Below are 23972 nucleotides of genomic sequence, written 5' to 3'. Positions count from 1 at the left end.
CCGAGGCTTTAATAAACGATTTACCAAAAAAAAAATGGGCATCTGCCCATCTTTTTGTATTCACAACCCAACCAGATGAAAGCACTTGCACCAAGAAAATACTGGGAAGAACTTTGATTAGGCTGCAAATTATACAGCCATCCCGCCTCTCTCGCAATCGCCGGGGCAAAAATGGCGGGCGACTAGCGAGAAAAGCAACAGTTGGCAGGATGGCCATAGCGGGGCATGGGCCGCATTCTACGGCATTGCAGCATTGCGTGCCCGGCGGCGCGCGAATTTATCCGATGTTGGTCCGAAAAGCGGGCTTTCAAGCGGATGTTCGCGGCCGGCGACGGCGACCTAGCCGCGGCGGCCGCGGCGCGGCAGGCCGTGCTCCGATCCGCGCGGACCCTGGCCGCCACGGCGGCCGCCACCGGTGCCGGCAAAGCCGAAGGTCGTCTGCAGCGGGTCCGGCTGCTTCGGACGGTTGCTGGTCTTGCCGCCGCCGAACGGGCTGGCACTGTTGCCGCCACGGCCCTTGCCACCCTTCGCCCCCTGTCCCTGCGGACGGCCGCCGGCGAAACCGCCGGGACCCTGCTGGCGCGCAGCGCCGGCGCGCACCACCGGCGGGCCGAACGGATCGACGTTGCGGTTGGCGTCGGCGCGGTCGATGCGGTTACCGTCGGCACGGCGCGCCTCGTCGCGCCCCTGGCCCTTGGCGCCGCCCTTGCCCTTGGGCGCCTCGCCGCCGCCCTTCTTGTCGACGCCGAAGGCGGCCATCAGGGCGCGCACGTCGTTTTCCTGCAGCTCTTCCCAGCGGCCGCGCTTGAGGCCGGTCGGCAGGGTCATGGCGCCGTAGCGGGTACGGATCAGGCGCGAGACGGTCAGGCCGACCGCCTCGAACATGCGGCGCACCTCGCGGTTGCGGCCTTCGCCGATGACCACGCGGTACCACTTGTTGATGCCTTCGCCGCCGCCGTCCTGCACCTTCGAGAACGAGGCCACGCCGTCATCGAGCTCGACGCCGGCCAGCAGCTTCTGGCGCATGCCTTCTTCCAGCTCGCCCAGGGTGCGCACCGCGTATTCGCGGTCGATGTTGTAACGCGGGTGCATCAGGCGGTTGGCCAGGTCGCCCGAGGTCGTGAACAGCAGCAGGCCCTCGGTGTTGAAGTCGAGGCGGCCCACGGCCAGCCATTTGCCGGTCTTCATGGCCGGCAGGCGGTCGAACACCGACGGACGGCCTTCCGGATCGTCGTGACTGACGATCTCGCCGGCCGGCTTGTGGTACACCAGCACGCGCGGCGGCTTGCTGTTATTGACGCGACGCTGGATCAGCTTGCCGTTGATGCGCACCGCGTCGGTCGGCAGGATGCGCTGGCCGATATGGGCCGGCTCGCCATTGACCGACACGCGGCCGGCGATGATCAGCTCTTCCATGTCGCGGCGCGAGCCCAGGCCGGCCTCGGCCAGCACCTTGTGCAGCTTCGGCGCGTCGTCGTCCGCGGTCAGGTCGCGGCGCACCGGTTTGGCCTGCCCCTTGCCACGGCCGCCTTCGTTGGCATCGAAGTCGCTTGACGTGACGAAGGAGAACACGGCGTCGGCGTCATTGGCCTTGCCGCCCTTGCCCTGCTGTTGTTGCTTCTGTTGCTGCCTGCCCTGCTGTTTACCCTGCTGCTTGGCCGCAGGCTGGCCGCCCTGCTGGCCCGCCTGGCCCGCCTGGCCCTGCTGGCCGCGCTGGCTCTGCTGGCCGCGCCCCTTCTGGTTGCGGCCACGCTGTTCGCGCTTGCCATCGGCCTGCGGCTGTGGCGCAGCCTCGGCTGGCGCGGACTCGGCCGGCGCCGCCTCGGCGGGCGCGGACTCGGGCGCCGCGGCAGCGGCGGCGGCCGCCTGCTCGTGCTGGCGCGCTTCGCGTTCCTGGCGCTTCTCACGCATCTGGCGCGGGCCGCGCGGCTTGCGCTGCTCGGCGTTGGTTGGGACCGACGCAGCTTCGGCCGGCGCTGCTTCCGGCGCCGGCGCTGCGGCCGGGGCCTCCGCGGCAAGCGCCTTGGCGGCGCGCGGCTTGCGTGACTTGGCGGCCGGCTTGTCGGCCGCTTCGGCCGCCGAACCTGCGCCTGCGCCTTCCACCGGCGCCTCGGTCGCGCCTGCGCCGGCCGCCTTGCGGGTACGCTTCGGCTTGGCGGCGGCCGGCTGTTCGGCGCCGCTCACGGGCGCCGCCTCGGTGGCGGCTTCGCTCGCAGCCGCGGTCTTGCGGGTGCGCTTAGGTTTGGCGGCGGGCGTGCCTTCGGCCTCGACGGGCTTTTCGTTCGGTTCAGTTGGGTTCATCGTTCGTATCTTTATTGTGCTGACCCGGCCCAGCGGCGGCCGCCGTCTCCTGGTCAAGAATGGGGACTTCGACGGACGTGGCGTCCGCTTCGGTGTCTGTCTCGTCGGCCGGCGCCGCAGCGTCCGCCCTGTCAAAATTGTCCTTCAGTGCCGCCTCCAGCGCCTCGAGGCTGCGGCTGTCCGGCCCTTCGCTGACCGCCTGCAGCGGCGGCAGTTGCGACAGCGAGGCGAGGCCAAGGTCGTCGAGAAAAGCCTTGGTGGTGCCCAGCAGCGCCGGGCGCCCCACCACTTCGCGGTGGCCGACCACATCGATCCAGCCGCGGTCTTCGAGCAGCTTGATGGTCTGCGAGTTCACGGCGACGCCGCGGATCTCCTCGATGTCGCCGCGCGTGACCGGCTGGCGGTAGGCGATGATCGCCAGCGTCTCCAGCGTCGCGCGCGAATACTTCGGCGGCTTCTCGGGCGCCAGGCGGTCGAGGTAAGGCTTCATCTCGGGCCGGCTCTGGAAGCGCCAGCCGGAAGCCAGGCTGACGATCTCGATGCCGCGCCCCTGCCAGTCCTGGCGCAATTCTTCCAGCAGAATCTTGATCGTGTCGCTACCGACACCGGCAACCAGTTGGCGCCCGCCCGCGTCGGCCTCGGCAAACAGCTTCTTCATGCCGTGGATCGTCAGCGGCTCGCGCGCGCACAGCAAGGCGGTCTCGAGGACGCGCTTGGCCTCGTCAGTATTCATATCGCGGTGTCGTCACGCTTCGAATGCACAGATCAAACAAAACTGGTTTAACGGATGCCAGCCGCGGGGCCGAGACCGGCCGCGGTGCGAAGGTGCTGCGCAATACTCTGGAATCCGTGGGGCCCGGGCCGACAATGCGCCGGGCTGACTAAGTGGCTGGCTTGGCGCCGGTCACTGCTGCCCGCGTGCCAGGCGGGCGATCAACGTTGGTCTTTCAGGGGAAACGCGGGGCTGCGCAAGGCGCGAACTGACGACATCGTTTCCGACAACTGACGGCCATTGTAACCGATAAAACCCGGGAACGGACAAGCCGGCAGGGTCGAAGGTGCAGGAAGGCCTTATTTGATCAAGCCGCAGCCAGTTTTTCCGACAAAATCGCCGACACACCCAGGAAGGCCGGGTAGTCCGCCGTGATCACGTAGGTCGGGACCTGGGCCAGATAGCCGCTGAACCGGCCCTTCTGCTCGAACCGGCGGCGGAACGAGGACCGGTCGAAGCGCTCGCCCAGGCGCGGCACGATGCCGCCGCCGATGTAGACGCCACCCTGGGCGCCGAGGGTGATGGCGAGGTTGCCGGCGGCGGTGCCGAGCATGCCGCAGAAGGCTTCCAGCACCTCGTCGCACAGCGCGCATTCGCCGTCCAGGGCGCGGCGCGAGATCTCGGGCGCGGGCAGGCTGTCGGGACGGCCGGCACGCTCGCTCAGGGCGCGGTAGATCAGTTCCACGCCGGCGCCGGACAGCAGGCGCTCGCTGGAGACGTGCGCGAATTCGCGCCAGGCGTACTGGAGGATGGCGACTTCACGCTCGTCGACCGGGGAAAAGCCGACGTGGCCGCCTTCGCTGCGCAGGGCGGTCCAGCTGTTCCCGCAGGGGATCAGTCCGGACACGCCGAGACCGGTGCCGGCGCCCAGCAGGCCGAGCGGGGCGTCAGGCACGGGCGTGCCGCCACCCACCTGGCGCTTCTGGCCGCCCAGGTGCGGCAGCGAACGCGCCAGCGCCGAAAAATCGTTGACGACCACCAGGGTATCGAAACCGCACTCCTGGCGCAGCGCCTCGATCGAAAAGGCCCAGTGGTGGTTGGTCATGCGCACCTGGTCGCCGGTGACCGGATTGGCGATCGCGATCGCTGCATGGCGGATGCCGGCGCCGAGGCCGGCCAGCTGCGGCAGCGCCAGATAAGCGCGGATGGCCTCGCCCAGGCTCGCATGCTGCTGGCAGGACAACACCTCGATCGCTTCGAAGCGGCCAGGCCCGGTCTCCAGCGCAAAACGGGCATTGGTGCCGCCGACGTCGGCAAGCAGGCGAGCGCTGCCAGCAAGGGTCAGGGAGGCGGAATCGAGGCTGGAGGGAAAGGCGGTCATTGCAGCTAATAGAAGAGCGATGACCAAGCTTACACAACTTTGTAGTGTTCTTACAAGTAGATTCTGTAGTTTAGGTACAGCATAGGACCCCTACTGCTACATGCGCACGACAATACGAGCAACGCGAAGTAGTCGAGCTACCTCAGCATGCTGCCGGACGCAGCTCCGGCTCGGCGCCGCGGCGGGCATTCCAGGCATCCAGGCCGCCGCGCAGCGGCCGGGCACGGTGGAAGCCGTTGGCCAGGAACTGCTTGGCGACCTCGGCGGCCGTGACGTCGTTCGGGCAGCTGCAATAAACGACGACGTGGCGGTCCTTGTCGATGGTGGCCATCAGCTGGTCCGGGGCGCAGGCCTGGAATACCAGCGCGCCGGGAATCGGCGCTTCCAGCGCCAGTGCCGTGAGGCTGCGGGCATCGACGATGAGCGGGTCGTGGCCGCCGTCGATCAGCGCCAGGAGTTCGCCGATCTCGATGCGCGCCATGCCAATGCGGGCGCGGTGGCGGCGCCGCTCGAGGTACTTGACGGCGATGAACAGGACCAGCAAGGTAGCCAGCACCATGAGCGCGGTGCCGCCCATGGTCTCGAGCCAGCCGAGCAGCTCTTCGACGCCGTCGTGGAACAGTATGCCCATCAGGATGCCGGTGCCGCTCCACAAGGCCGCCCCGGTCACGGAATAGCCGAGGAACTGGCGGGTACGGGTGCCGATGGCGCCCGACAGCGGCGCGGCGATGGTATTGAAGCCGGGGACGAACTTCGACACCAGCAGCGACTTGGCGCCGAAGCGGCGGAACCGGTCCTCGGTCTGGTTGACGCAGGAATCGGGCGACAGCGAGATCTTGCAGAGCAGGCGCAGGACCCGCTTGCCATAGAAGCGCCCGGCGCGGAACCAGAACATGTCGCAGATGAGGCAGGCAACGACCGCGGACAGCAGGCACAGCTGCCAGCTGAGCTCGCCGTCGACCGAGAGCGCGCCGGCCACGACCAGGATCGGGAAGGCGGGAATGGGCAGGCCGAACTGCTCGACAAGGACGATGCCGAACACGATCAGCACACCTTAAACCTGGAGCAGTTCGACGAGTTGGGACATCGCGCTAGTGTAGCCGAGTTTAGTAAGCGTCGCTGATTACCACTGTTGTTTTTCGTAGGGTGGGCGGCTCTACCTGCCAAGGTGCCAAACCGCGACGTCAATGCCGCCCACGCGGTGAGAGTTGGCAGCAAGATCATCCGGCACGACAGCGGAGCCACTGGCCATCACCGCGTGGGCGGGAGACCCGCCCACCCTACGTACCCCGTGGAATCGCCGCCAGCAGGCTGCGCGTGTAGTCGTGCTGCGGATTGCGGTACAAAGCGTCCGAATCCGCCATCTCGACCACGCTGCCGTGGTGCATCACCATCACCTGGTCGGCAATGTACTTCACCACCGACAAATCGTGCGAGATGAAGATGTAGCTCATGCCGTACTCGTCCTGCAGGTCCTGCAGCAGATTCAGCACCTGGGCCTGCACCGACACGTCGAGCGCTGACACCGATTCGTCGCACACCACGATCTCCGGCTTCATGGTCAGGCAGCGCGCGATGGCGATGCGCTGGCGCTGGCCGCCGGAGAACTCGTGCGGGTAGCGGTGGAAGGCCTGTTCCGGCAGGCCCACCCGCCTCAGGAGCTCATGCGCCATGCCGATCCGCTCGCCGTCGTCCAGGCCGATCCGGTGGATGCGCATCGGTTCCAGCAGAATCTGCCCCACCGTGAAGCGCGGATTCAGCGAGGCATACGGATTCTGGAAGATGATCTGGATGCGCCGCTTGTAGGCCTGGTAGTCGCGCTCCGGCATGCTGAACAGGTCCTGGCCGTCGAACATGGCGCTGCCGCCGGTGGCGCGGTGCAGGCGCAGCAGGGTCAGGCCGACCGTGGTCTTGCCCGAGCCGGATTCGCCCACCACGCCCAGGGTCTTGCCGCGCGCCAGGGTGAACGACACATCCTTGACCGCCTTGAACTCGCGCTTCCTGAACAGGCCGTCGCGCAGCCAGAAGCTCTTGGCGAGGTTCTTCACCACCAGCACCGGCGCGTCGTCCGGCGCCGTGCCGCGCGTACGCTGGGGCAGTGCTTGTTCCGGGCTGGTCCGGCCGCTCAGATAGTCGTCGATGACCGGCAGGCGCAGCGGACGCTCGTCCAGCTTCGGCCGGCAATGCAGGAGCGCGCGCGTATAAGCGTCGCGCGGGGCGCCGAACACCTGGGCCGCCTGCCCTTCTTCGCGCACCTCGCCGTGGCGCATGACGATCACGCGGTCGGCGATCTCGCCCACCAGAGCAAGGTCGTGGGTAATGAACAGCACCGACATCTGGTGTTTCTTTTGCAGGCGCCGGATCAGATCGATGATCTGCTTCTGGATGGTCACGTCGAGCGCCGTGGTCGGCTCGTCCGCGATCAGGAGCCTGGGCTCGCAGGCGATCGCCATCGCGATCATCACGCGCTGCTGCTGGCCGCCCGACATCTGGCTCGGGTAGGCATCGATCTTGACCGCATGGTCGGGAATGCCGACCTCTTCCAGCAAGGCGAGCGTGCGGGCGCGCGCCTGCTTCGCGTTCATGCCCAGGTGCCGGCGCAGCACTTCGCCGATCTGGTAGCCCACCGTGAACACCGGGTTGAGCGAGGACATCGGCTCCTGGAAGATCATCGCGATGTCCTTGCCGCATAGCGCCCGGCGCTCCGCAGGCGCGAGCGCAAGCAGCTCGCGGCCGTCGAAGTGCGCGCGCGAGCCGGGGCCGATAACGGTGGTGTTTGGCGGCAGCAGGCCCATCACGGCCAGCGAACTGACCGACTTGCCGCTGCCGGATTCGCCCACCAGCGCCACCGTGCTGTTGCGCGGCACGTCGAAGGAAATGCCCTTGACCGCCTCGACCGTGTTGTTCTTGTCGACGCGGAAGGCGATGCGCAGGTCGCGCACCCGCAACAGGGGATCGTGGTCGTCCATCATTTGAGCTTGGGGTCGAGGGCGTCGCGCAGGGCGTCCGCGAACAGGGAAAAGGCCGTCACCAGGAGCGCCATCGCGCTCGCGCTGGCGGCCAGCTGCCACCATTTGCCGAGGATGAGTTCGTTCTGCGCCTCGTTCAACATGCTGCCCCAGGACACCACGCCGACCGGCACGCCGAAGCCGAGGAAGGACAGGATCACCTCGGCCTTGATGAAGCCGACCACCAGGATCGACATCTGCACCAGGGCCACGTGCGAGACGTTCGGCAGGATGTGGCCGAACATCCGCGACCAGGCGGATGCGCCGATGGCGTCGGCCGCCATCACGTATTCACGCGCCTTGTGCTTGATGTACTCGGCGCGCATCAGGCGGTAGGGCCCGGTCCAGCCGGTCAGGCCGAGGATCAGGACGATGGTCATCACCCCCTTCTGCTGCAGCACCGCGGCCACGGTCAGGATCATCAGGATCGAGGGGATCGAGGTGAAGATGCTGTAGAACCAGTTGAACAGGTCGTCCACGACGCCGCCGTAGAAACCCGACAGCGCCCCGAACAGGGTGCCCAGCGCCACCGCCACGAAAGCCGCCACCAGGCCCACCACGATCGAGGTCTCGCCGCCCTTGATGGTCTTCTTGAGGACGTCGTGGCCCCACTTGTCGGCCCCGAAGGGCAGCGTGGTCGCTTTTTCCACCGGCGGATGGCTGGCGCGGACTTGCGCCTTGAGCTCGGCCAGCTCCTGCGCCAGCGGGTCGAAGGCGTTCGGCGGCGTCTCGCGCGGCAGCTGGGCCGCGGCCAGCGCGCGCGCGCCCGCGTCGGCGCCGATGAAGCTCGGCGGTGCGTAGTTGACCGCCACCTCCTCTTCCCAGTCGGCGGCGATCAGGCCGGCGCCGGACAGCACCAGCATCAGGAGAAAAGCCAGCACCACCGCCAGCGCGCCCATGGCGACGCGGTCGGCGCGCAGGCGGCGCCAGGCCAGGGCCCACAGGCCAGGCGATTGCATGGTCGCGTTCATGTCAGTTGCACCCGCGGATCGACGGCCTGGTACAGCAGGTCGGCCAGCAGGTTGAACACCATGGTGGCGGCGGCCACGTAGACCGTGATCGCCTTGATCACCGGGAAATCGCTGCGCTCGACCGCCAGGATGACTTCACGCCCGATGCCCGGGATGCCGAAGAAGCGTTCCAGGAGAAAGGCGCCGATGAGCAAGGCCGGCAGGTTGGCCATGACGTGGGTGATGATCGGGATCGCCGCATTGCGCAGCACGTGCACCCAGACCACGCGCCGCTCGCTCAGTCCCTTGGCGCGCGCGGTGCGCACGTAGTCCTGCCCCACTTCGTCGAGCACAAAACTACGATACAAGCGTAAGGTCGGCGCGATCGACACAGCGAGGCCGATGAAGATGGGCAGCAGCGCGTAATGCAGCAGGTTTTCCCCCAGGCTGTTGCCCCAGCCCTGCACCGGGAACAGCCCGAGCTTGTAGGCGAACAGGTACTGGAACACGATGATGTAGACCAGGATCGAGATCGACATGCCGACCGTGCAGGCCACCATCACCGCGCGGTCGGTGAGCGAGCCGCGCACAAAGGCGATGCCCAGGGCCAGGGCGATGCCCAGCACGGTCTCCAGAATGGTGAGCGGCACCAGCACGGTCAGCGAAGGTCCCAGCCGGCTGGAAATGATGTGCGAGACCGGTTCGCCCGTGCTCCACGCATTGCCGAAGTCAAAAGTCAGGATCTGCTTGATAAAGATCCACAGCTGCACCGGCCAGGGCTGGTCGGTGCCGAGCTGGCGCCGGATGTTCTCAATGGCGGCGGTATCGGCCATCTTGCCCGCCAGCAGGTAGGCCGGGTCGCCGCCGACCCAGTTGAACAGCAAGAACACCAGCACCACCACCCCGAGCATGGTCGGCAGCATCTGCCACAGCCGGCGGACGATAAAACTCAGCATGTGACTCCTGGATGGTTGAATCCGTCTATTTTGCCGTCATGTCGGCTTGCCATGTCGGGGACCGGCCATTCCTTTTCATTGCCTCGTCATAACCTGGCAACGATTCATTCCCGGCGCAGGCGGCGCTGCTTCACGGCCGCGGCCAATCCTTCCAGCACCTTGACGCTGGTGTCCCAGTCGATGCAGCCGTCGGTGACCGACTGGCCATAGGTCAGTTCCTTGCCCGGCACCAGGTCCTGGCGGCCGCCCACCAGGTGCGACTCGATCATCACGCCGACGATGCGGTCGTCGCCGGCCGCGATCTGGGACGCGATGTCGGCGCACACCGGCACCTGGTTCTGCGGGTTCTTGCTGCTGTTGGCATGCGAGGCATCGATCATCAGGCGGCCGGCCAGGCCGTTGGCCGCCAGCTTCCTGCACGCGTCGTCCACGCTGGCCGCGTCGTAGTTCGGCGTCTTGCCGCCGCGCAGGATGATGTGGCAATCCTCGTTGCCGGCGGTCGACACGATCGCCGAATGCCCGCCCTTGGTCACGGACAGGAAATGGTGCGGCTGCGAGGCCGCCTTGATCGCGTCGGCCGCGATCTTGATGTTGCCGTCGGTGCCATTCTTGAAGCCGACCGGACAGGACAGGCCCGAGGCCAGTTCGCGGTGCACCTGCGATTCGGTGGTGCGGGCGCCGATCGCGCCCCAGCTGATCAGGTCGGCGATGTACTGCGGGCTGATCACGTCCAGGAATTCGGTGCCGGCCGGCAGCCCCATCTCGTTGACGTCGCGCAGCAGCTCGCGCGCCATGCGCAGGCCGTCGTTGATGCGGAAGCTATTGTCCATGTAGGGATCGTTGATCATGCCCTTCCAGCCGACCGTGGTGCGCGGCTTCTCGAAATACACCCGCATGATGATCTCGAGTTCGCCGGCAAAGCGCAAACGCTGCTCGGCCAGGCCGCGCGCATACTCGAGCGCCGCCTTGGGGTCGTGGATCGAGCACGGGCCGACCACCACCATGACGCGGTCGTCCTGGCCGTGCAGGATGCGGTGCAGGGCGACCCGCGCGCTGGCCGCGGTCTGCTCGGCCGCGGGGGTGACCGGGAACTCGCGGATCAAGTGCGCGGGCGGTGTCAGTTCCTTCATTTCGCGAATGCGTAAATCGTCGGTGCGAGGCATGCTGTACTCCGTGATGTTTCAGAAATAAAAAAAACCGCCATCGATGGCGGTTTGTCTGGATTTGCGTCGGACTGTTCTTGAATCGCGTGAACCTGCCGCTACTCCACCGCCAAGGGGCTGGAATGGCTAAAGTAAAAGTAGCAGGTAAAGAAAACGTGCTGGCGCATGGAAAATCCGTGATGGTCCGGAGACCTGGTCGAGTGACTATAACGCCATTGTGTAACGCTTGGCAAGCCTTTTCCGGGAGGCTTGATTGCGTCCCTGCGCCGCTGCTGCGGCCCGGCCTGCCGGCTGGGATCAGCGGATTTGTCGACTGGTTGCGGGAATCCTACAGCTGTTCCCTGCCTTTCCGCACACCTTGATTCGGATCAGTCGCCGTTCATCCAGCGGTGCAAAAGTCGGTTCAAGCCCCCGATCGCTTCGCGCCGTTCTTGCGTTCCCGCAAGAAAAGTCATTTAGGAACTTGATTGCACTCAAGGAAGGCGCGAAGGCGGCGGGAACAATCCCAACCACTGGAGTCTGGACATGACTGAAACCCTGCTTTCGCGCGCCCTGCGGCGCATTTTTGCCGGCGGCGGCGCCGTCGGCCTGTTGTCAGTCGGCTTTCCCTTGCTCGCGGCGGCGCCGCACGTGGCGGCACAGGAAGTGGCGCCAAAACCGATTGCCCGCGTCGAGATCACCGGTTCGAACATCCGCCGCGCCCAGGCCGAAACCGCCTCCTCGGTGCAGACCGTGAACCGGGCCGACATCGAACGTTCGGGCAAGACCACGGTCGCCGAGCTGCTGCAGACGCTGGCGGTCGACAATTCGGGCTCGGTCCCCACCAGCTTCGGCAACGGCTTCGCCGCCGGTGCGTCCGGCATTTCGCTGCGCGGCCTCGGTACCGCCTCGACCCTGGTGCTGCTCAACGGCCGGCGCATGGCGCCCTACGGGCTCGCCGACGACGGCCAGAAGGTGTTCGCCGACCTCAACGTCATCCCCACCGACGCCGTCGAGCGGGTCGAGATCCTCAAGGACGGCGCCTCGGCCATCTACGGTTCCGACGCCATCGCCGGCGTAGTCAACATCATCCTGCGGCGCGACTTCACGGGCAGCACCGTGCGCGCCTTGGCCGGCACCGCCACCGGCGGCGACGGCCAGCAATACAATGTCGCTGTCACCTGGGGCAAGGGCGATCTCGACACCGACCGCTACAACGTGCTGCTCAACTTCGAATACAAGAAGACCGACCAGATCTGGAACCGCGAGCGCGGCAACCGCGACTGGGTCGGCAAGGCCGACCTGCGGCCATGGGGCTACTCGGCCCAGGAGGGGCTGGGCGGCACCGGCGCCATCACCGGCAACAACGCCTCCGGCAGCGCCATCAACGGCAACGTGCGCAACCCCGACACGCTCGATTACTACAACCGCGGCAACCCGGCCGGGGTCGGCTTCACCCGCTTCTTCCCGGCGGCGGCCTGCAGCAACTTCACCAACCACCCGCAGGGCGATCCGGGCGGCGGCTGCCTGATCGATGCCCCCTTCCTGTACAACCAGATCCAGCCCGACCAGGAATACGGTTCCCTGTTCGGGCGCGGCACCTTCAAGCTGAACAACGAGGTCGAGGCGTATACCGAAATCAACCTCTACAACAGCCTGACCCGGACCGCGACCACGCCCTCGACCATCAGCGCCAACCAGGGCTATCCGGGCGGTCCGGTCAGCGGCGCCGGCGCCGCCTTCGGGCCGACCCACCCCGACAACCCGTATTTCGGGCGCGAGGCACGCCTGCGCTACCTGGCAGGCGACGTCGGCCCGCGCCGTTCGGACATCGAATCGACCTTCACCCGGGCACTGGTCGGCGTGCGCGGCAGCCATATCGGCTGGGACTGGGACAGCTCGCTGCTCTATTCCAGCAGCCGGGTCGGCAACGATCGCAACGGCTTCCTCCAGCGCGACGTCACCTTCGCCCTGCTCAACCCCACGCCGGCCAACATCGCCACCGCCATCGCCAACAACCCCGGCTACCGCGCGCTGCCGGTCGGCACCGTATGGCGCATCGGCGAGAACGCCTCCCTGAATTCCCCGGCCGTGTATGCCGCGCTGTCGCCCGAAATCTCGAACGACGCCAAGACCGAGATCGCCCAGATCGACTTCAAGGCCACGCGCGAATTCGGCCGGCTGGCCGGCGGCCCGCTCGGGGTGGCGGTCGGCGCCGAATTCCGCCACGAAATGGCCAGGCTTGAGCCCACCACCGGCACCGAACGCGGCAACATCATCGGCCTCGGCTATTCAGCCTACGACGGCCAGCGTAACGTGTTCGCCATGTACGGCGAAGTGCTGGCGCCGGTCTGGCCCGGCGTCGAAGTGACCGGTGCCATGCGCTGGGACCATTTCACCGACGTGGGCAATGCCTATACGCCGAAACTCGGCGTGAAGTGGACCCCGGCGCGCCAGCTCGCCCTGCGCGCCACCTGGGCGCGCGGCTTTCGTGCGCCGAGCCCGGCGGAGAACGGGGTCGGCGGCCTGGCCGCCTTCACCAATGCCTCCGACCCGGTGCGCTGCGCACTGGGCGTGCAGGTGGCCTGCAACCCGGCCAACATCGCGCTGATCACCTCGCCCAACCCGGACCTCGATCCCGAGCGCTCGAAGAGCTATAACGTGGGCGTGATCTGGGATCCGCTGCCGCGCACCAGCTTCTCGCTCGACTACTGGCAGATCAAGCGCAAGAACGAGATCAACCAGGAGCAGATCCCTGCGGCCATCCTTGCCGGGCGCGTCTCGCGCGATCCCACGACCGCCCAGGCCGGCATTCCGGGCGATCCCGGCGCCATCACGGCGGTGCTGGCCAGCTACGTCAACTCGGCCCAGACCAAGGTGCGTGGTCTCGACCTCGACGCGCGCCACAGCATGCCCCTGCCGCGCGACTACGGCAACCTGGTGTTCGACGCCAAGTGGACCCACCTGTTCAAGTGGGTACGCACCGAGCGCGACGGCACCTCGCAGGACTTCGCCGGCACCCACGGCAACTGCGACGTGACCAACTGCATCGGCACGCCCGACAACCGCGTCAACCTGCGCGCCACCTGGGAGCGCAGCAACTTCCGCCTGTCGGCCAACGTGAACTACCGCGGCAAGATCGACAACACCCTGTTCAAGGACGATCCGGAAGGTTGCGCCAGCCACTTTGCCAATGGCAACGACGCCCCGAGCGACTGCGAACTGGCCTCGTTCACCACCGTCGACCTGGTGTTCCGCTGGAAGCCGCAGCAGAAATGGGAAGTGTTCGGTTCGGTCCAGAACGTGTTCGACAAGATCGCGCCGCTCGATCCCCTGACCTACGGCGCCGTGTCGTACAACCCGCTGGACTACGCCGGCGCGGTCGGCCGTCTGTTCACCCTGGGAGCGCGCTACACCTTCTAAGAGCGCCTAACAAAACCCCGAGGGCAAGGCGCATCGTCGAAGACAGTACGCTAGTACGGCGAGACGATGCAACGCAGCCATCGGGGGAATTGTTCGGCGCTCTAAACCCGCGGCAAGCGGCGGCGGCCAGCGGCAGGGCGCGCGATCGCGCCCTGCCCGGGCGCTGCTGCGCGCCATTCCCGATCCGGAGCCCAAGATGACCGAAACCATCCTGTCCCGCGCCCTGCGCCGGCTGTTCGCCTGCGGCTCGGCGGCCGGCCTCGCGCTGTGCGCGCCGCCCCTGCTGGCCCAGACTTCGCCCCCTGCCCTGCAGCCACCCCCGACCCCGACGGCGGCGCCGATGCAGCGCGTCGAGATCACCGGGTCGTCGATCCGGCGCCTGGCCACCGAGACCTCGCTACCGATCACGACGATCCGCGCATCCGATTTCGCCAAGCAGGGCCTGTCCACGGCACAGGAGGTGCTGAACGCGATCCCGATGAACCAGTCCTCGGAGGGCTCGACGGCGGCGGTCGGGTCCGGCACCGGCGGGCGCGCCACCGCCGACCTGCGCGGCCTGGGCGGCGACAAGACCCTGGTGCTCCTCAACGGGCGCCGCCTGGCGAACCACCCCTACTTCGCCGATTCGGTCGACCTCAACATCATCCCGGTGGCCGCGCTGGAGCGGGTCGAGGTGCTGCGCGACGGCGCCTCCGCGGTCTACGGCACCGACGCCATCGGCGGCGTGATCAACTTCATCACCAAGCGCTCGGTGGAAGGGACGGCGCTGGTGGTCGAGGCCTATGAACCCTACGCCCAGGGCGGCGGCAACGAGCAGCGCATCAACCTGTCGGGCGGCTGGGGCGAGCTCGAGCGCGACGGCCTGAGCATGTGGGGCGTAGTCGACTGGCACCAGCAAAGCGCGCTGCGCGCCACCGACCGCCGCTTCTCCAGCACCGGCATCCGGCCCGAACGCGGCATGTTCGAGGTCAGCGGCACGACCTTCCCCGCCAATTTCTTTTCCGACCTCGGCGTGACCGGCAACCCTTACGCCCCGGCCTGCCAGCCGCCCGACTCGGTGGCGCTGCCGGGCGAGCCCCTGTGTGCCTTCGACTACACGCGCTTCGTCGACAACATCCCCAAGACGCGCCAGTTCAGCGCCATGGCCCGGCTCAACAAGAAATTCGGCGCGCACACGGCCGGCCTGGAATTCGTGCACGGCCGCAGCACCAACGAGGCCCAGGTCGCGCCGCCGCCGCTGTCGGGCATCGGCGTGATCATGACGGGCGACAGCCCCTTCTATCCCGGCAACGGCATCGTGCCGGCCTTCCCCCGGCCTGACGGGCGAAGCGCTCGACATCTCCTGGCGGCCGCTCGAGACCGGCCGGCGCAACAATGTTGATTCCAGCATCACCGACCGCCTGCTGGCCAGCCTCGAGGGCTCGCTGGCCGGCTGGGACTACAACACGGCGGTTTCCTACTCGCTGGGCAAGGCCAAGAGCATCTTCAACGGCGGCTACGTCATCGACCAGCGCATCATCGACGGCGTCGCCGCCGGCATCCTGAATCCCTTCGGCCCGCAGAACGCGCAAGGGGCCGAGTACCTGCGCAACGCGATCCTGTCCGGCGAATACCTGCATGCGCGCATCCACAGCGCGGCGGTGGACGCGCGCGCCAGCCGCGAGCTGATGACGCTTCCCGGCGGCCCGCTCGGCTTCGCCATCGGCGCCGAATTCCGGCGCGACCGCGCCAAGTATTTCGTCAACCGCGAACTGGCCTCGCAGGCCTCCAGCTCGGGCTCGGCCGACGCGCAGGACCAGTCCGGCGCGCGCAGCATCTGGGCCCTGTTCAGCGAGGTGAACGTACCGATCGTCAAGGACCTCGAACTCAACGTGGCGGCCCGCTACGACCACTACAGCGACGTCGGCGGCAGCTTCAACCCCAAGGTGGCGCTGCGCTGGCAGCCGACCCCGCAACTGCTGCTGCGCGGCTCCTTCAACAAGGGCTTCCGCGCGCCGACGCTGTTCGACCTGTTCGGCCCGCAGACCACCACCAACAGCTCGGACACCTATGACGATCCGGTGCTGTGCCCGAACGGTGTGCCGGCGCCCGGCGCCAACCCGAACATCGCCTGCGGCCAGCAGCAGTTCGTGCGCGGCGGCGGCAATCCCGACCTGTCGCCGGAACGTTCGCGCACCTACAGCGCCGGCATCGTGGTCGAGCCGCTGCCAAACCTCACGCTCTCGCTCGACTACTGGAACATCCGCCTGAAGGACCAGATCAGCGAGCTTGCCGAGCAGACCATCTTCGGCAACTACGAGAAGTACCGCAACCTGTTCGTCTACAACGCGGCCGGCACCAGCCTGCTGTACGTGCTGGACATCACCGACAACCTCGGCGAAGTCAAGACCCGCGGCCTCGACCTGTCGGTGGCCTACCGCATGCCGCGCACGCGCTTCGGCAACTTCAGCGTCAACCTGGACGGCACCTACGTCAACAAGTACGACTACCAGAACGAGCCGGGCGGACCGTTCACCGAGAATGCGGGGCGCTATGCCGACGCCACCCCGGTCTTCCGCTGGCGCCATAACCTGCTGTTCACCCTGGCGCGCGGCGACTGGAGCTTCAACCTGGCCAACCGCTTCATGTCGCACTACACCGACCAGAACACGGCAGTGGCGCCGGAGTTCTTCAACAAGGTCGGGCACTACTCGATCTGGTCGCTCTCGGCCACCTACACCGGCAACAAGAAGGCCGAGCTGACGGCCGGCATCAAGAACCTGTTCGACGAAGAGCCGCCCTTCACCAACCAGGTCACCAACTTCCAGCTGGGCTACGACCCGCGCTACACGGACCCGCTCGGCTTCACGGTCTACGCGCGAGTGACCTATCGCTTCTGACGGCGCAGGCGCATGGACGAAAAAAAAGCCGGCCCGCGCTATCCGCGGGCCGGCCTGTTCTTGCGGGCGCTGCGCGTCAGGCGGTGCCGCCGACGGTGACGCCCTCGATACGCAGGGTCGGCTGGCCGACGCCGACCGGCACGCTCTGGCCTTCCTTGCCGCACACGCCCACGCCCGAATCGAGGCGCATGTCGTTGCCGATCATCGAGATATTGTTCATCACTTCCGGGCCATTGCCGATCAGGGTCGCGCCCTTCACCGGATAGCTGATCTTGCCGTTCTCGATCATGTAGGCTTCGCTGGCCGAGAACACGAACTTGCCGTTGGTGATGTCGACCTGGCCGCCGCCGAAGTTGACCGCATACAGGCCGTTCTTCACCGAGGCCAGGATTTCTTCCGGATCCTTGTCGCCGGCCAGCATGTAGGTATTCGTCATGCGCGGCATCGGCAGGTGGGCAAAAGACTCGCGGCGCGCATTGCCGGTGACCGGCATCTTCATCAGGCGCGCGTTCATCGTGTCCTGGATATAGCCCTTCAGGATGCCGTCCTCGATCAGGGTGGTGCACTGGGTCGGGTTGCCTTCGTCGTCCATGTTGAGCGAGCCGCGGCGGTCCTGCAAGGTGCCGTCGTCGACCACGGTCACGCCCTTGGCCGCGACGCGTTCACCGATGCGGCCGGCGTAGGCCGAGGAACCCTTGCGGTTGAAGTCGCCTTCCAAGCCGTGGCCCACCGCCTCGTGCAGCAGCACGCCGGGCCAGCCCGGGCCGAGCACGATGGTCATCGGGCCGGCCGGGGCCGGACGCGCTTCCAGGTTGACGCAAGCCGACTTCACCGCTTCGGTCGCGTACTTGTCGAGCAGCTCGTCGCTGAAATAGCCATAGTCGTAACGCCCGCCGCCGCCCGAGGAGCCGACTTCACGGCGGCCGTTCTGCTCGGCGATGACGGTGACGGACACGCGCACCAGCGGGCGGATGTCGGCCGCCAGCACGCCGTCACTGCGCACCACCAGCACCACGTCGTATTCGCCGGCTAGGCCGGCCATCACCTGCACTACGCGCGGATCCTTGGCGCGCGCCATTTTTTCGACGCGCTCGAGCAGCTTCACTTTCGCCGTCGCGTCGAGCGAGGCGAGCGGATCGTGCGGCAGGTAGAGCGAGCGGCCGCCGGTCGGGCGCGCCGCGCTGGCGATCTTCACCTTGCCGGCGCCTGCGCGGGCAATGGTGCGGGTGGCGGCCGCCGCATCCAGCAGCGCCGCTTCGGAAATGTCGTCGGAATACGAAAAGGCCGTCCGGTCACCCGACACGGCGCGCACGCCAACGCCCTGGTCGATCGAGAAGCTGCCGGTCTTGACGATGCCCTCTTCCAGGCTCCAGCCTTCGCTCTTGGTGAACTGGAAATACAGGTCGGCGTAATCGACCTTGTGCGTGAACATCGAGCCCAGCGCATTGAGCAGCTTGCCCTCGTCGAGGCCGAATGGCGTCAGCAGCACGTCGCGCGCGACAGCCAGGGAGGAAAGGTTCGGTTCGAATGGTTTCATTTTGCGTTCGGTCGTTCGTGTGGAAAGATCATTGTGCCATATCTGCCCACTTCGTATCGGACGCGATCCAGCCCAACAGGGGGCTCGGTGCATCCGGCAAAAACCTGCTTGCCGGCAGAACAACATGCCCCGTACACTGCCCTCTAACGAAGCTCCGCAACCGGCCGCAAGCGGAGACACCAATGCGTGCTCCAGCTATTGCGGCAAGTCTTCATAGGAAAAAGAAATGTTTGTCGTGCTTTACAGATGGAAACTTCGCCCCGGGCATGAAAATGCGTTTGTCGAGGCATGGTCACGCGTGTCGGATTTATTGCTGAAGGAGCGCGGTTCGCTGGGTTCGCGCCTGCATCTCGGTAGCGATGGCATTTGGTATAGCTATGCCCAATGGCCGTCGGCCGAAGTTCGTCAACAGGCATTCGCACAAGGCCCTGTCGACGCCGAAGCACGCGAACGCATGAACGCCGCCATCCTGGAAAGTTTTCAGGAAGTCGTGCTGGATTCCCGAGCGGATTTTCTACAATAGCCAGCAATGGCGGCTGTGAGCCCGTTGCACACGTTCAGGTCGGCCCCGCCCCGGCATCGCAGGCCGGAGCGGACATGCCGGCGAATGCCTACATCTTGCGGTGCTTCAGCGCCGGCAGGCTCTCGCGCACGCTAGCCAGGAACTCCTCGTCGAGAGTGCCACTGACGACGCCCTCGCCCTCGCGCAGCACCGCCTTGATTTCACCCCATGGGTCGACCAGCATGCTGTGCCCGAAGGTACGGCGGCCGTTCGCGTGCAGGCCTCCTTGCGCCGAGGCCAGCACGTAGCACTGGTTCTCGATCGCGCGCGCGCGCAGCAGGATTTCCCAGTGCGCCAGCCCGGTGGTATGGGTGAAGGCGGCCGGCACGATGATCAGGGCGCACTCGCCCATCGCCCGGAACAGCTCCGGAAAACGCAGGTCGTAGCAGACCGACAGGCCGACCCGGCCGAACGGCGCCTGGAAGCTGCCCACGCTTTCCCCCGGCACGATGGTGCGCGCCTCGTCATAGGATTCGCTGTCCTTGTTGAAGCCGAACAGGTGGATCTTGTCGTAGCGGCTGGCCGGCCTGCCCTGCGGGTCGTAGACCAGGGTGGTATTGAGCACCTTGCCGTCCACCTGCGACACCAGCGGCAGCGTGCCGCCCACCAGCCAGATGCCGTGCTCGCGCGCCAGTTGCGCCATGCAGTCCTGGATCGGGCCACTGCCTTGCGGTTCGGCATGGGCCACCTTGTCGCTGTCGCTCATGCCCATGATCGGCCAGTATTCCGGCAGCGCCACCAGCTGGGCGCCCTCGCTCGCGGCTTGCGCCACCAGCCGGCGCGCGGTCGCCAGGTTGTCTTCCACCCGCGGGGTGGACACCATCTGCACTGCGGCTACCTTGCTCATGTCCTTGTCACTCCTTCTTCGCATTGGGGCGCCCGCCAGCCTGGGCCTGGGCCTGTGCCTTGGCCTGATCTGGCGCCGGCGTGGGATTGTCGATCTTGGTGATGGTCGGGGACCGCCACGGTCCCGAAATCTGCATCTGGTAAGTCAGCGCCTTCATCACCGGCGCGCGCAGGAACAGCTGCGCCAGGTAGCTGCCGATGCCGACGATCGGGTTGACCGCCAGGCCGTACACCAGCGGACCGGTGCCGAGGTTGAACTCCGGGATCACCACCACCCGCAGGTTGGTCGTCTCGTGGGCGATGTCGGCAGTGCCGTCCATCAGGATGGTCGCCGCCACCCCGTGCATCTTGAGGTTGTCGGTGCGCACCACGCCGCGCTGGATCAGGGCGTTGGCGCTAATGCCGTCGAAGGCCAGTCCTTCCGAGAACACGTCGTGGAAATCGAGTTTGAGCAGGCGCGGCAAGGCCTGCAGGCTGAGCACCCCGAGCAGCTTGGCCGCGCCCGGGTCCTGCTTCAGGAACTGGCCCGATTCCACGTTCATCTCGATCTGGCCCGACAGGCTCGGGATGTCCAGGTCGTAGGGCAGTCCGCTCCAGGAGATATCGCCCGACATCTTGCCCTTGCCGCGGCGCAGGGTCTCGGGGAAGCCGAGCCGGTCGAGCAGCTTGCCGGCGTCAATGATGTCGAGCATGAAATTCAGGCTGGTGTTGCTGCGCCCATCCTTGAACAACCAGCGTCCGTTGGCCTTCAGTTGGCCGTCCGGGTTGTCGAGGCTGAGACGGTTGATGCGCCATTCGCGGCCGGCCAGCGCCTGCACATTGCTGGCCTGCAGTTCCAGGCGGCCGAGGCGCTTGTCGGCCAACTGGAACTGTTCGGCGACGATGTCAAGCGAGGGGATGGTGGCGCTGGCGCCGCGGTTCGATTCCAGCAAATGCTTGACCTCGGCTTCGCTCGACTCCGGGATCACCAGCGAGGCCAGGCGCGCCGTAACCTTGCCCCCCCCCTGGCTCCCGCTTGCTTCGGCCCAGGTCACGTAGCCGCTCGCATGGCGCGAATGCAGGTTGGCCTGCCAGGTGTCACGCAGGTGGGTGGCGCCCAGCACCACGTCGGCCAGGCGCCGCTCGCCGATGGTCAGTTCGCCCACCCGGCCGCCGATCAGGGTCGGCATCACGTACTGGGCAAAGCCGGCGCCGCTGCTCCCCTCGGCGGCGCCGCTGTCCTCGCCCGCGATCGCCTTGCCGGCCGCGATCCAGCCGTCCGCGTTCAGCGCGCGCATGTTCACGTGGATCATCATGCCGCGGTCCGGCGCCGGCGCCGGCACGTTGACGCCGATCCCGCCGCGCAGCACGGTCCAGGGCGCGCGTCCGGTCTTTTCGCGCACGTAGCGCGCCGCCACGCCCTCGCCCAGCGCGACGCGGATCTCGTCGCGCGCCACCCCGCCCAGCGTCGGTTCGCCCGCCAGCACGAAGCGCAGCGGCAGGCTGTCCGCCTCCGGCTTGTTGAGCGGCGCCGGCAGTTCCAGGCCCAGGCCGGCCAGGTTCGAATCGAGGGTGACGGTGCGCCGGCCTTCGCGCACCACCACGCTGCCGGTATAGGGCGTGCTGCCCGAGAGGCGCTGCGCCAGCCGGCCCAGCGCCGGCGCCGGCGCGGTGCGGCGCATGCCCTCGGCGTCCAGGGTGCCGTGCAGGCGAATCGCGATGCTGCCGTCCTTCTGGGTGCCGCCGGACAGACCCAGCGGCCCGCCCAGGAAGCTGGCGCCCACGCCGTTCAGGGCGACGCCGCGCTCCCAGAATTCGATCTTCCCTTCCGCGGCCTGCAATGGGGGCAGTTCCGGGAACAGGCTGATGTCGTTGCCCAGCAGTTGCAGGCTGCCCTGCACGCGGGTTTCCGGCAGGTGCGCCAGCGGCATGCGCAGGCGCAGGCCCAGGCGCGCATTGCCGCCGGCGCGGGTCTCGTCGGTGAAGTGGCCGATCCATTCCGGCACCGGGCTGGCCGCCACGTAGCGCAGGAATTCCTGCATCGGCGCGGCAGCAACGCCGTCGATCTCGAGCATCATCTTCTCGTGCGCACCCAGGTCCGGAATCACCGCCTTGACGTTGGACAGCGCCACGCCCATGGTGCGCAGGGTGTCGCCGCGGATTTCCATGCGCGCGCGGTCGAACTCGATGCGGCCGTTGATGTTCTCGGCCAGCGGCCATTGCGGGGTGCCGTCGGGGTGGCGGTGGCCGGGTGCGTATTCGAGGCGCGCATTCTCGAGGCGGCCGGCGACGTGGAATTCGCCGCGGGCGCGCTCCAGCACATTATTGGCGCGGAACGGGAAAGCGGCCAGGTCGCCGCGCAGGCGCAGGCGCGCATCGCGCAGGGTGCCGCCCTGCAGCGCGTCGGTCAGCCAGTGGCCCAGGTGCTCGGGGGTGGCCAGCGGCAGGAAGCGCCCCACCGAGCCGATCGCGAAGCCGTCCAGCGTGGCGCTGATGTCGGACGTGCCCGGCCCTGCCCGGCCGCCATCGGGCAGCAGCGGCAGGCTGTGGCGTCCGGACAGCGTGCCGGACAGCGCCCCCTGCGCGAAGGCCAGGCGTTCGACCTCGACCAGCAGCTGCTTGCCCGGGTCGAAATTCCAGCGCGCCTTCAGGTCGAGCCGGTCGAGCGGCATCGCGCTTTGCGCGAACCAGGCCGGCATGTGCAGGACCAGCGCGGTCGAATCGACCGTCAGGCTGCCGCCGTTCTGGCTGGCGTCGATGCTGCCGCTCAGGTTCTGGAAACCGGGCGTGGCCGGGCGGGGCGGCATGGCCGGCTGGCCGTCCCGCGCCGGCTGAGCCGGACGCGCCGGCTGCGCATTGATGGCCAGGCCGGCAACAATGCCGCGCAGGCGGTAGCTGCGCAGCGCCGGATAGCGTCCTTCCCATTCGGCCGCCACGTCGAGCAGGCGGCCGCGCGGGGCGTAGTCGAGCAGCATCTGGCGCTGCTGGGGCGGCAGCGGCAGGTAGCCGGCCAGGGCGGCCAGCGCGCCGATGTCGAGCTGGCGCGCGCTCAGCTCGCCGTATTCCGGCTTGCCCTCGCGCGCCGGGCGCCAGGTCTGTGCGAGCGTGGCGGGCGGCAGCGTGTGGCCGTCGCGGGTGGTGACGGAGAAATCGGTCAGGCTGATGGTGTGGCCGTGGGCGCCGAAGGTCGGCTTGCCTTCGTCCTTACCCGGCAACATTTCCTCGCGTGCTGCCAGGCGTCCGGAGATGCGCGCCAGCTCGAGCGGCGCCAGGGTCGCGCCCAGGCGCGCATTGACGTCGGCCAGGGCCAGGTCGGCGGTGAAGCCGGCGACCCTGGCCTGGTCGACATTCAGCCAGGCGCGCACCGAACCGCGTCCGCTGGCCATCCGGATCGGCAGGTCGATGTGGCGCTCCCAGGCCACCAGGTCGGCATCGCGCAGGTCGGCATACAGCTCGCCCTTCCAGCGCGCGATGTCCGAGGGACGCGCGCCGAAACGGTGGCGGAAGCGCGCGCGCACGTCGAGCGGCCGGCCGAGCGCGCGCGGCGGGGTGGCGCGCAGCGCGAAGCGGTGGCCGCCGCCGAAGCGGTTCAGCAGCGCCAGGGTCACGTCGTTCAGGACCAGGGTCGGCCTGCCGCGCAGCTCGTCGGTCCAGTCGACCCGGCCGCCGCGGATCACGATCTCGCGCTGGCGCAGCAGCCAGTCGGCGCCGCGCCCGTCGTCCTTTTTATTCGGGTCGAGCCGCACCCCGGCCACGCTGATGATGCCGTCGCGGCCGCGCCGCACGTCCAGCTGCGGACCGTTCACTTCGAGCGCCTGCAGGCGCGGCTCCAGGGCGACCAGGCTCCACCAGGACAGGGAGGCCGTGACCTTCGGCAGGGTCAGCAGCTGGCGCCCGCCGCGGTCGATCAGGCGCACGTCGCCGAGCGTCAGTACGGGATGGATGCCCTGCCAGCCGGCTTCCAGCTGCGCGATGCTGACGCGGTTGCCGAGCGCGCGCCCGGCGGCGGCTTCGATGTCGCCTTTATACAGGTCGATATTGGGCAGGATGGCGTAGCGCAGCGCCAGGAACAGCAGCGCTAGCCCGAAATACAGCAGCAGCACCAGCTTGATGGCAAAGCCGAGGAAATGGTGCGAGGCCAGGTTTGCATAGCGATAGCACGCGCGCAGCCGATGCCAGCGCACGCGTGCTTCCTCGATCGCCGGCCGGTGCACGGCCGTCGCCTGCAGGTCCTGGTTGTCCATCAAGCTGCTCAAAAAGGCTCGCCGTAAATTTGATTCTCTAATAACAGATAGT

Annotated in this window: 15 protein-coding genes; 4 read left to right on the top strand and 11 right to left on the bottom strand. The window is 67.4% G+C overall.

Features of this window, described 5'->3' with window-relative positions:
• Nucleotides 1-339: 339 nt before the first annotated feature.
• The 8 genes from rluB to aroG all read right to left on the bottom strand — a co-directional run bounded on the left by rluB (nt 340) and on the right by aroG (nt 10471).
• A complete protein-coding gene (gene rluB, locus MasN3_RS07150) occupies nt 340-2301 on the bottom strand; it encodes a 23S rRNA pseudouridine(2605) synthase RluB (RefSeq protein WP_281913250.1) in 1962 nt (653 codons plus the stop codon).
• Nucleotides 2288-3034: an SMC-Scp complex subunit ScpB gene (gene scpB / locus MasN3_RS07145; RefSeq protein WP_281913249.1), complete on the bottom strand. Its 747-nt coding sequence runs from the start codon at nt 3032-3034 to the stop codon at nt 2288-2290. Before scpB ends, rluB begins: the two co-directional genes overlap by 14 nt.
• Nucleotides 3035-3380: 346 nt before the next feature.
• Nucleotides 3381-4394 (bottom strand): glucokinase, encoded by a 1014-nt coding sequence (locus MasN3_RS07140; RefSeq protein WP_281913248.1) that lies wholly within the window; start codon nt 4392-4394, stop codon nt 3381-3383.
• A 142-nt stretch (nt 4395-4536) separates the two neighbouring features.
• Complete coding sequence (locus tag MasN3_RS07135; RefSeq protein WP_281913247.1) at nt 4537-5445, bottom strand: VTT domain-containing protein; 909 nt, start codon at nt 5443-5445, stop codon at nt 4537-4539.
• Nucleotides 5446-5674: 229 nt separating this feature from the next.
• Nucleotides 5675-7363, bottom strand: coding sequence for an ABC transporter ATP-binding protein (locus MasN3_RS07130; protein WP_281914449.1), 1689 nt, complete (start codon nt 7361-7363; stop codon nt 5675-5677).
• Nucleotides 7363-8373, bottom strand: coding sequence for an ABC transporter permease (locus MasN3_RS07125; RefSeq protein ID WP_281913246.1), 1011 nt, complete (start codon nt 8371-8373; stop codon nt 7363-7365). The genes MasN3_RS07130 and MasN3_RS07125 overlap by 1 nt, the downstream gene beginning before the upstream one ends.
• A complete protein-coding gene (locus MasN3_RS07120) occupies nt 8370-9308 on the bottom strand; it encodes an ABC transporter permease (RefSeq protein WP_281913243.1) in 939 nt (312 codons plus the stop codon). The genes MasN3_RS07125 and MasN3_RS07120 overlap by 4 nt, the downstream gene beginning before the upstream one ends.
• Before the next feature lie 104 nt (nt 9309-9412).
• A complete protein-coding gene (gene aroG / locus MasN3_RS07115) occupies nt 9413-10471 on the bottom strand; it encodes a 3-deoxy-7-phosphoheptulonate synthase AroG (RefSeq protein ID WP_281913241.1) in 1059 nt (352 codons plus the stop codon).
• A 525-nt stretch (nt 10472-10996) separates the two neighbouring features.
• On the opposite strand from aroG, the gene MasN3_RS07110 reads away from it, so the two are divergent.
• From MasN3_RS07110 to MasN3_RS07100, 3 genes are all read left to right on the top strand, one after another.
• The gene (locus MasN3_RS07110) at nt 10997-13873 is read left to right on the top strand and encodes a TonB-dependent receptor (RefSeq protein ID WP_281913240.1); all 2877 of its coding nucleotides are present in this window, start codon (nt 10997-10999) and stop codon (nt 13871-13873) included.
• A 196-nt stretch (nt 13874-14069) separates the two neighbouring features.
• Nucleotides 14070-15254: a TonB-dependent receptor plug domain-containing protein gene (locus MasN3_RS07105; protein ID WP_281913239.1), complete on the top strand. Its 1185-nt coding sequence runs from the start codon at nt 14070-14072 to the stop codon at nt 15252-15254.
• Entirely contained in the window at nt 15154-16752 is a 1599-nt protein-coding gene (locus MasN3_RS07100; protein ID WP_307730418.1) for a TonB-dependent receptor domain-containing protein, read from the top strand. Before MasN3_RS07105 ends, MasN3_RS07100 begins: the two co-directional genes overlap by 101 nt.
• 76 nt (nt 16753-16828) lie before the next feature.
• On the opposite strand, the gene tldD is transcribed toward MasN3_RS07100, so the two are convergent.
• Nucleotides 16829-18289 carry a metalloprotease TldD gene (tldD, locus tag MasN3_RS07095; protein ID WP_281913237.1) on the bottom strand — a complete coding sequence of 487 codons (1461 nt, stop codon included), beginning with the start codon at nt 18287-18289 and terminating at the stop codon, nt 16829-16831.
• A 226-nt stretch (nt 18290-18515) separates the two neighbouring features.
• Here tldD and MasN3_RS07090 point away from each other — a divergent pair, with 226 nt between their 5' ends.
• A complete protein-coding gene (locus MasN3_RS07090) occupies nt 18516-18812 on the top strand; it encodes an antibiotic biosynthesis monooxygenase family protein (RefSeq protein ID WP_281913235.1) in 297 nt (98 codons plus the stop codon).
• Between the two features lie 88 nt (nt 18813-18900).
• Here the strand turns inward: MasN3_RS07090 and MasN3_RS07085 are convergent, their stop codons facing one another.
• On the bottom strand, nt 18901-19698 hold the full coding sequence (locus MasN3_RS07085) for a carbon-nitrogen hydrolase family protein (RefSeq protein WP_281913234.1): 798 nt from the start codon (nt 19696-19698) through the stop codon (nt 18901-18903).
• 7 nt (nt 19699-19705) lie between these two features.
• Nucleotides 19706-23932 carry a YhdP family protein gene (locus MasN3_RS07080; protein ID WP_307730408.1) on the bottom strand — a complete coding sequence of 1409 codons (4227 nt, stop codon included), beginning with the start codon at nt 23930-23932 and terminating at the stop codon, nt 19706-19708.
• Nucleotides 23933-23972: the final 40 nt, after the last annotated feature.

It is taken from the genome of Massilia varians (assembly GCF_027923905.1).
GTDB classification, from domain to species: domain Bacteria; phylum Pseudomonadota; class Gammaproteobacteria; order Burkholderiales; family Burkholderiaceae_D; genus Telluria; species Telluria varians_B.
The sequence above is the reverse complement of the archived record's forward strand: the minus strand, read 5'-3'. Positions and strand labels throughout refer to the sequence as shown.

Excerpts from the sequence above, each read along its gene's own strand:
- rluB (WP_281913250.1), bottom strand. The coding sequence starts at position 2,301 with ATGAACCCAACTGAACCGAACGAAAAGCCCGTCGAGGCCGAAGGCACG.
- scpB (WP_281913249.1), bottom strand. The coding sequence starts at position 3,034 with ATGAATACTGACGAGGCCAAGCGCGTCCTCGAGACCGCCTTGCTGTGC.
- MasN3_RS07140 (WP_281913248.1), bottom strand. The coding sequence starts at position 4,394 with ATGACCGCCTTTCCCTCCAGCCTCGATTCCGCCTCCCTGACCCTTGCT.
- MasN3_RS07130 (WP_281914449.1), bottom strand. The coding sequence starts at position 7,363 with ATGGACGACCACGATCCCCTGTTGCGGGTGCGCGACCTGCGCATCGCC.
- MasN3_RS07125 (WP_281913246.1), bottom strand. The coding sequence starts at position 8,373 with ATGAACGCGACCATGCAATCGCCTGGCCTGTGGGCCCTGGCCTGGCGC.
- MasN3_RS07120 (WP_281913243.1), bottom strand. The coding sequence starts at position 9,308 with ATGCTGAGTTTTATCGTCCGCCGGCTGTGGCAGATGCTGCCGACCATG.
- aroG (WP_281913241.1), bottom strand. The coding sequence starts at position 10,471 with ATGCCTCGCACCGACGATTTACGCATTCGCGAAATGAAGGAACTGACA.
- MasN3_RS07110 (WP_281913240.1), top strand. The coding sequence starts at position 10,997 with ATGACTGAAACCCTGCTTTCGCGCGCCCTGCGGCGCATTTTTGCCGGC.
- MasN3_RS07105 (WP_281913239.1), top strand. The coding sequence starts at position 14,070 with ATGACCGAAACCATCCTGTCCCGCGCCCTGCGCCGGCTGTTCGCCTGC.
- tldD (WP_281913237.1), bottom strand. The coding sequence starts at position 18,289 with ATGAAACCATTCGAACCGAACCTTTCCTCCCTGGCTGTCGCGCGCGAC.
- MasN3_RS07090 (WP_281913235.1), top strand. The coding sequence starts at position 18,516 with ATGTTTGTCGTGCTTTACAGATGGAAACTTCGCCCCGGGCATGAAAAT.
- MasN3_RS07085 (WP_281913234.1), bottom strand. The coding sequence starts at position 19,698 with ATGAGCAAGGTAGCCGCAGTGCAGATGGTGTCCACCCCGCGGGTGGAA.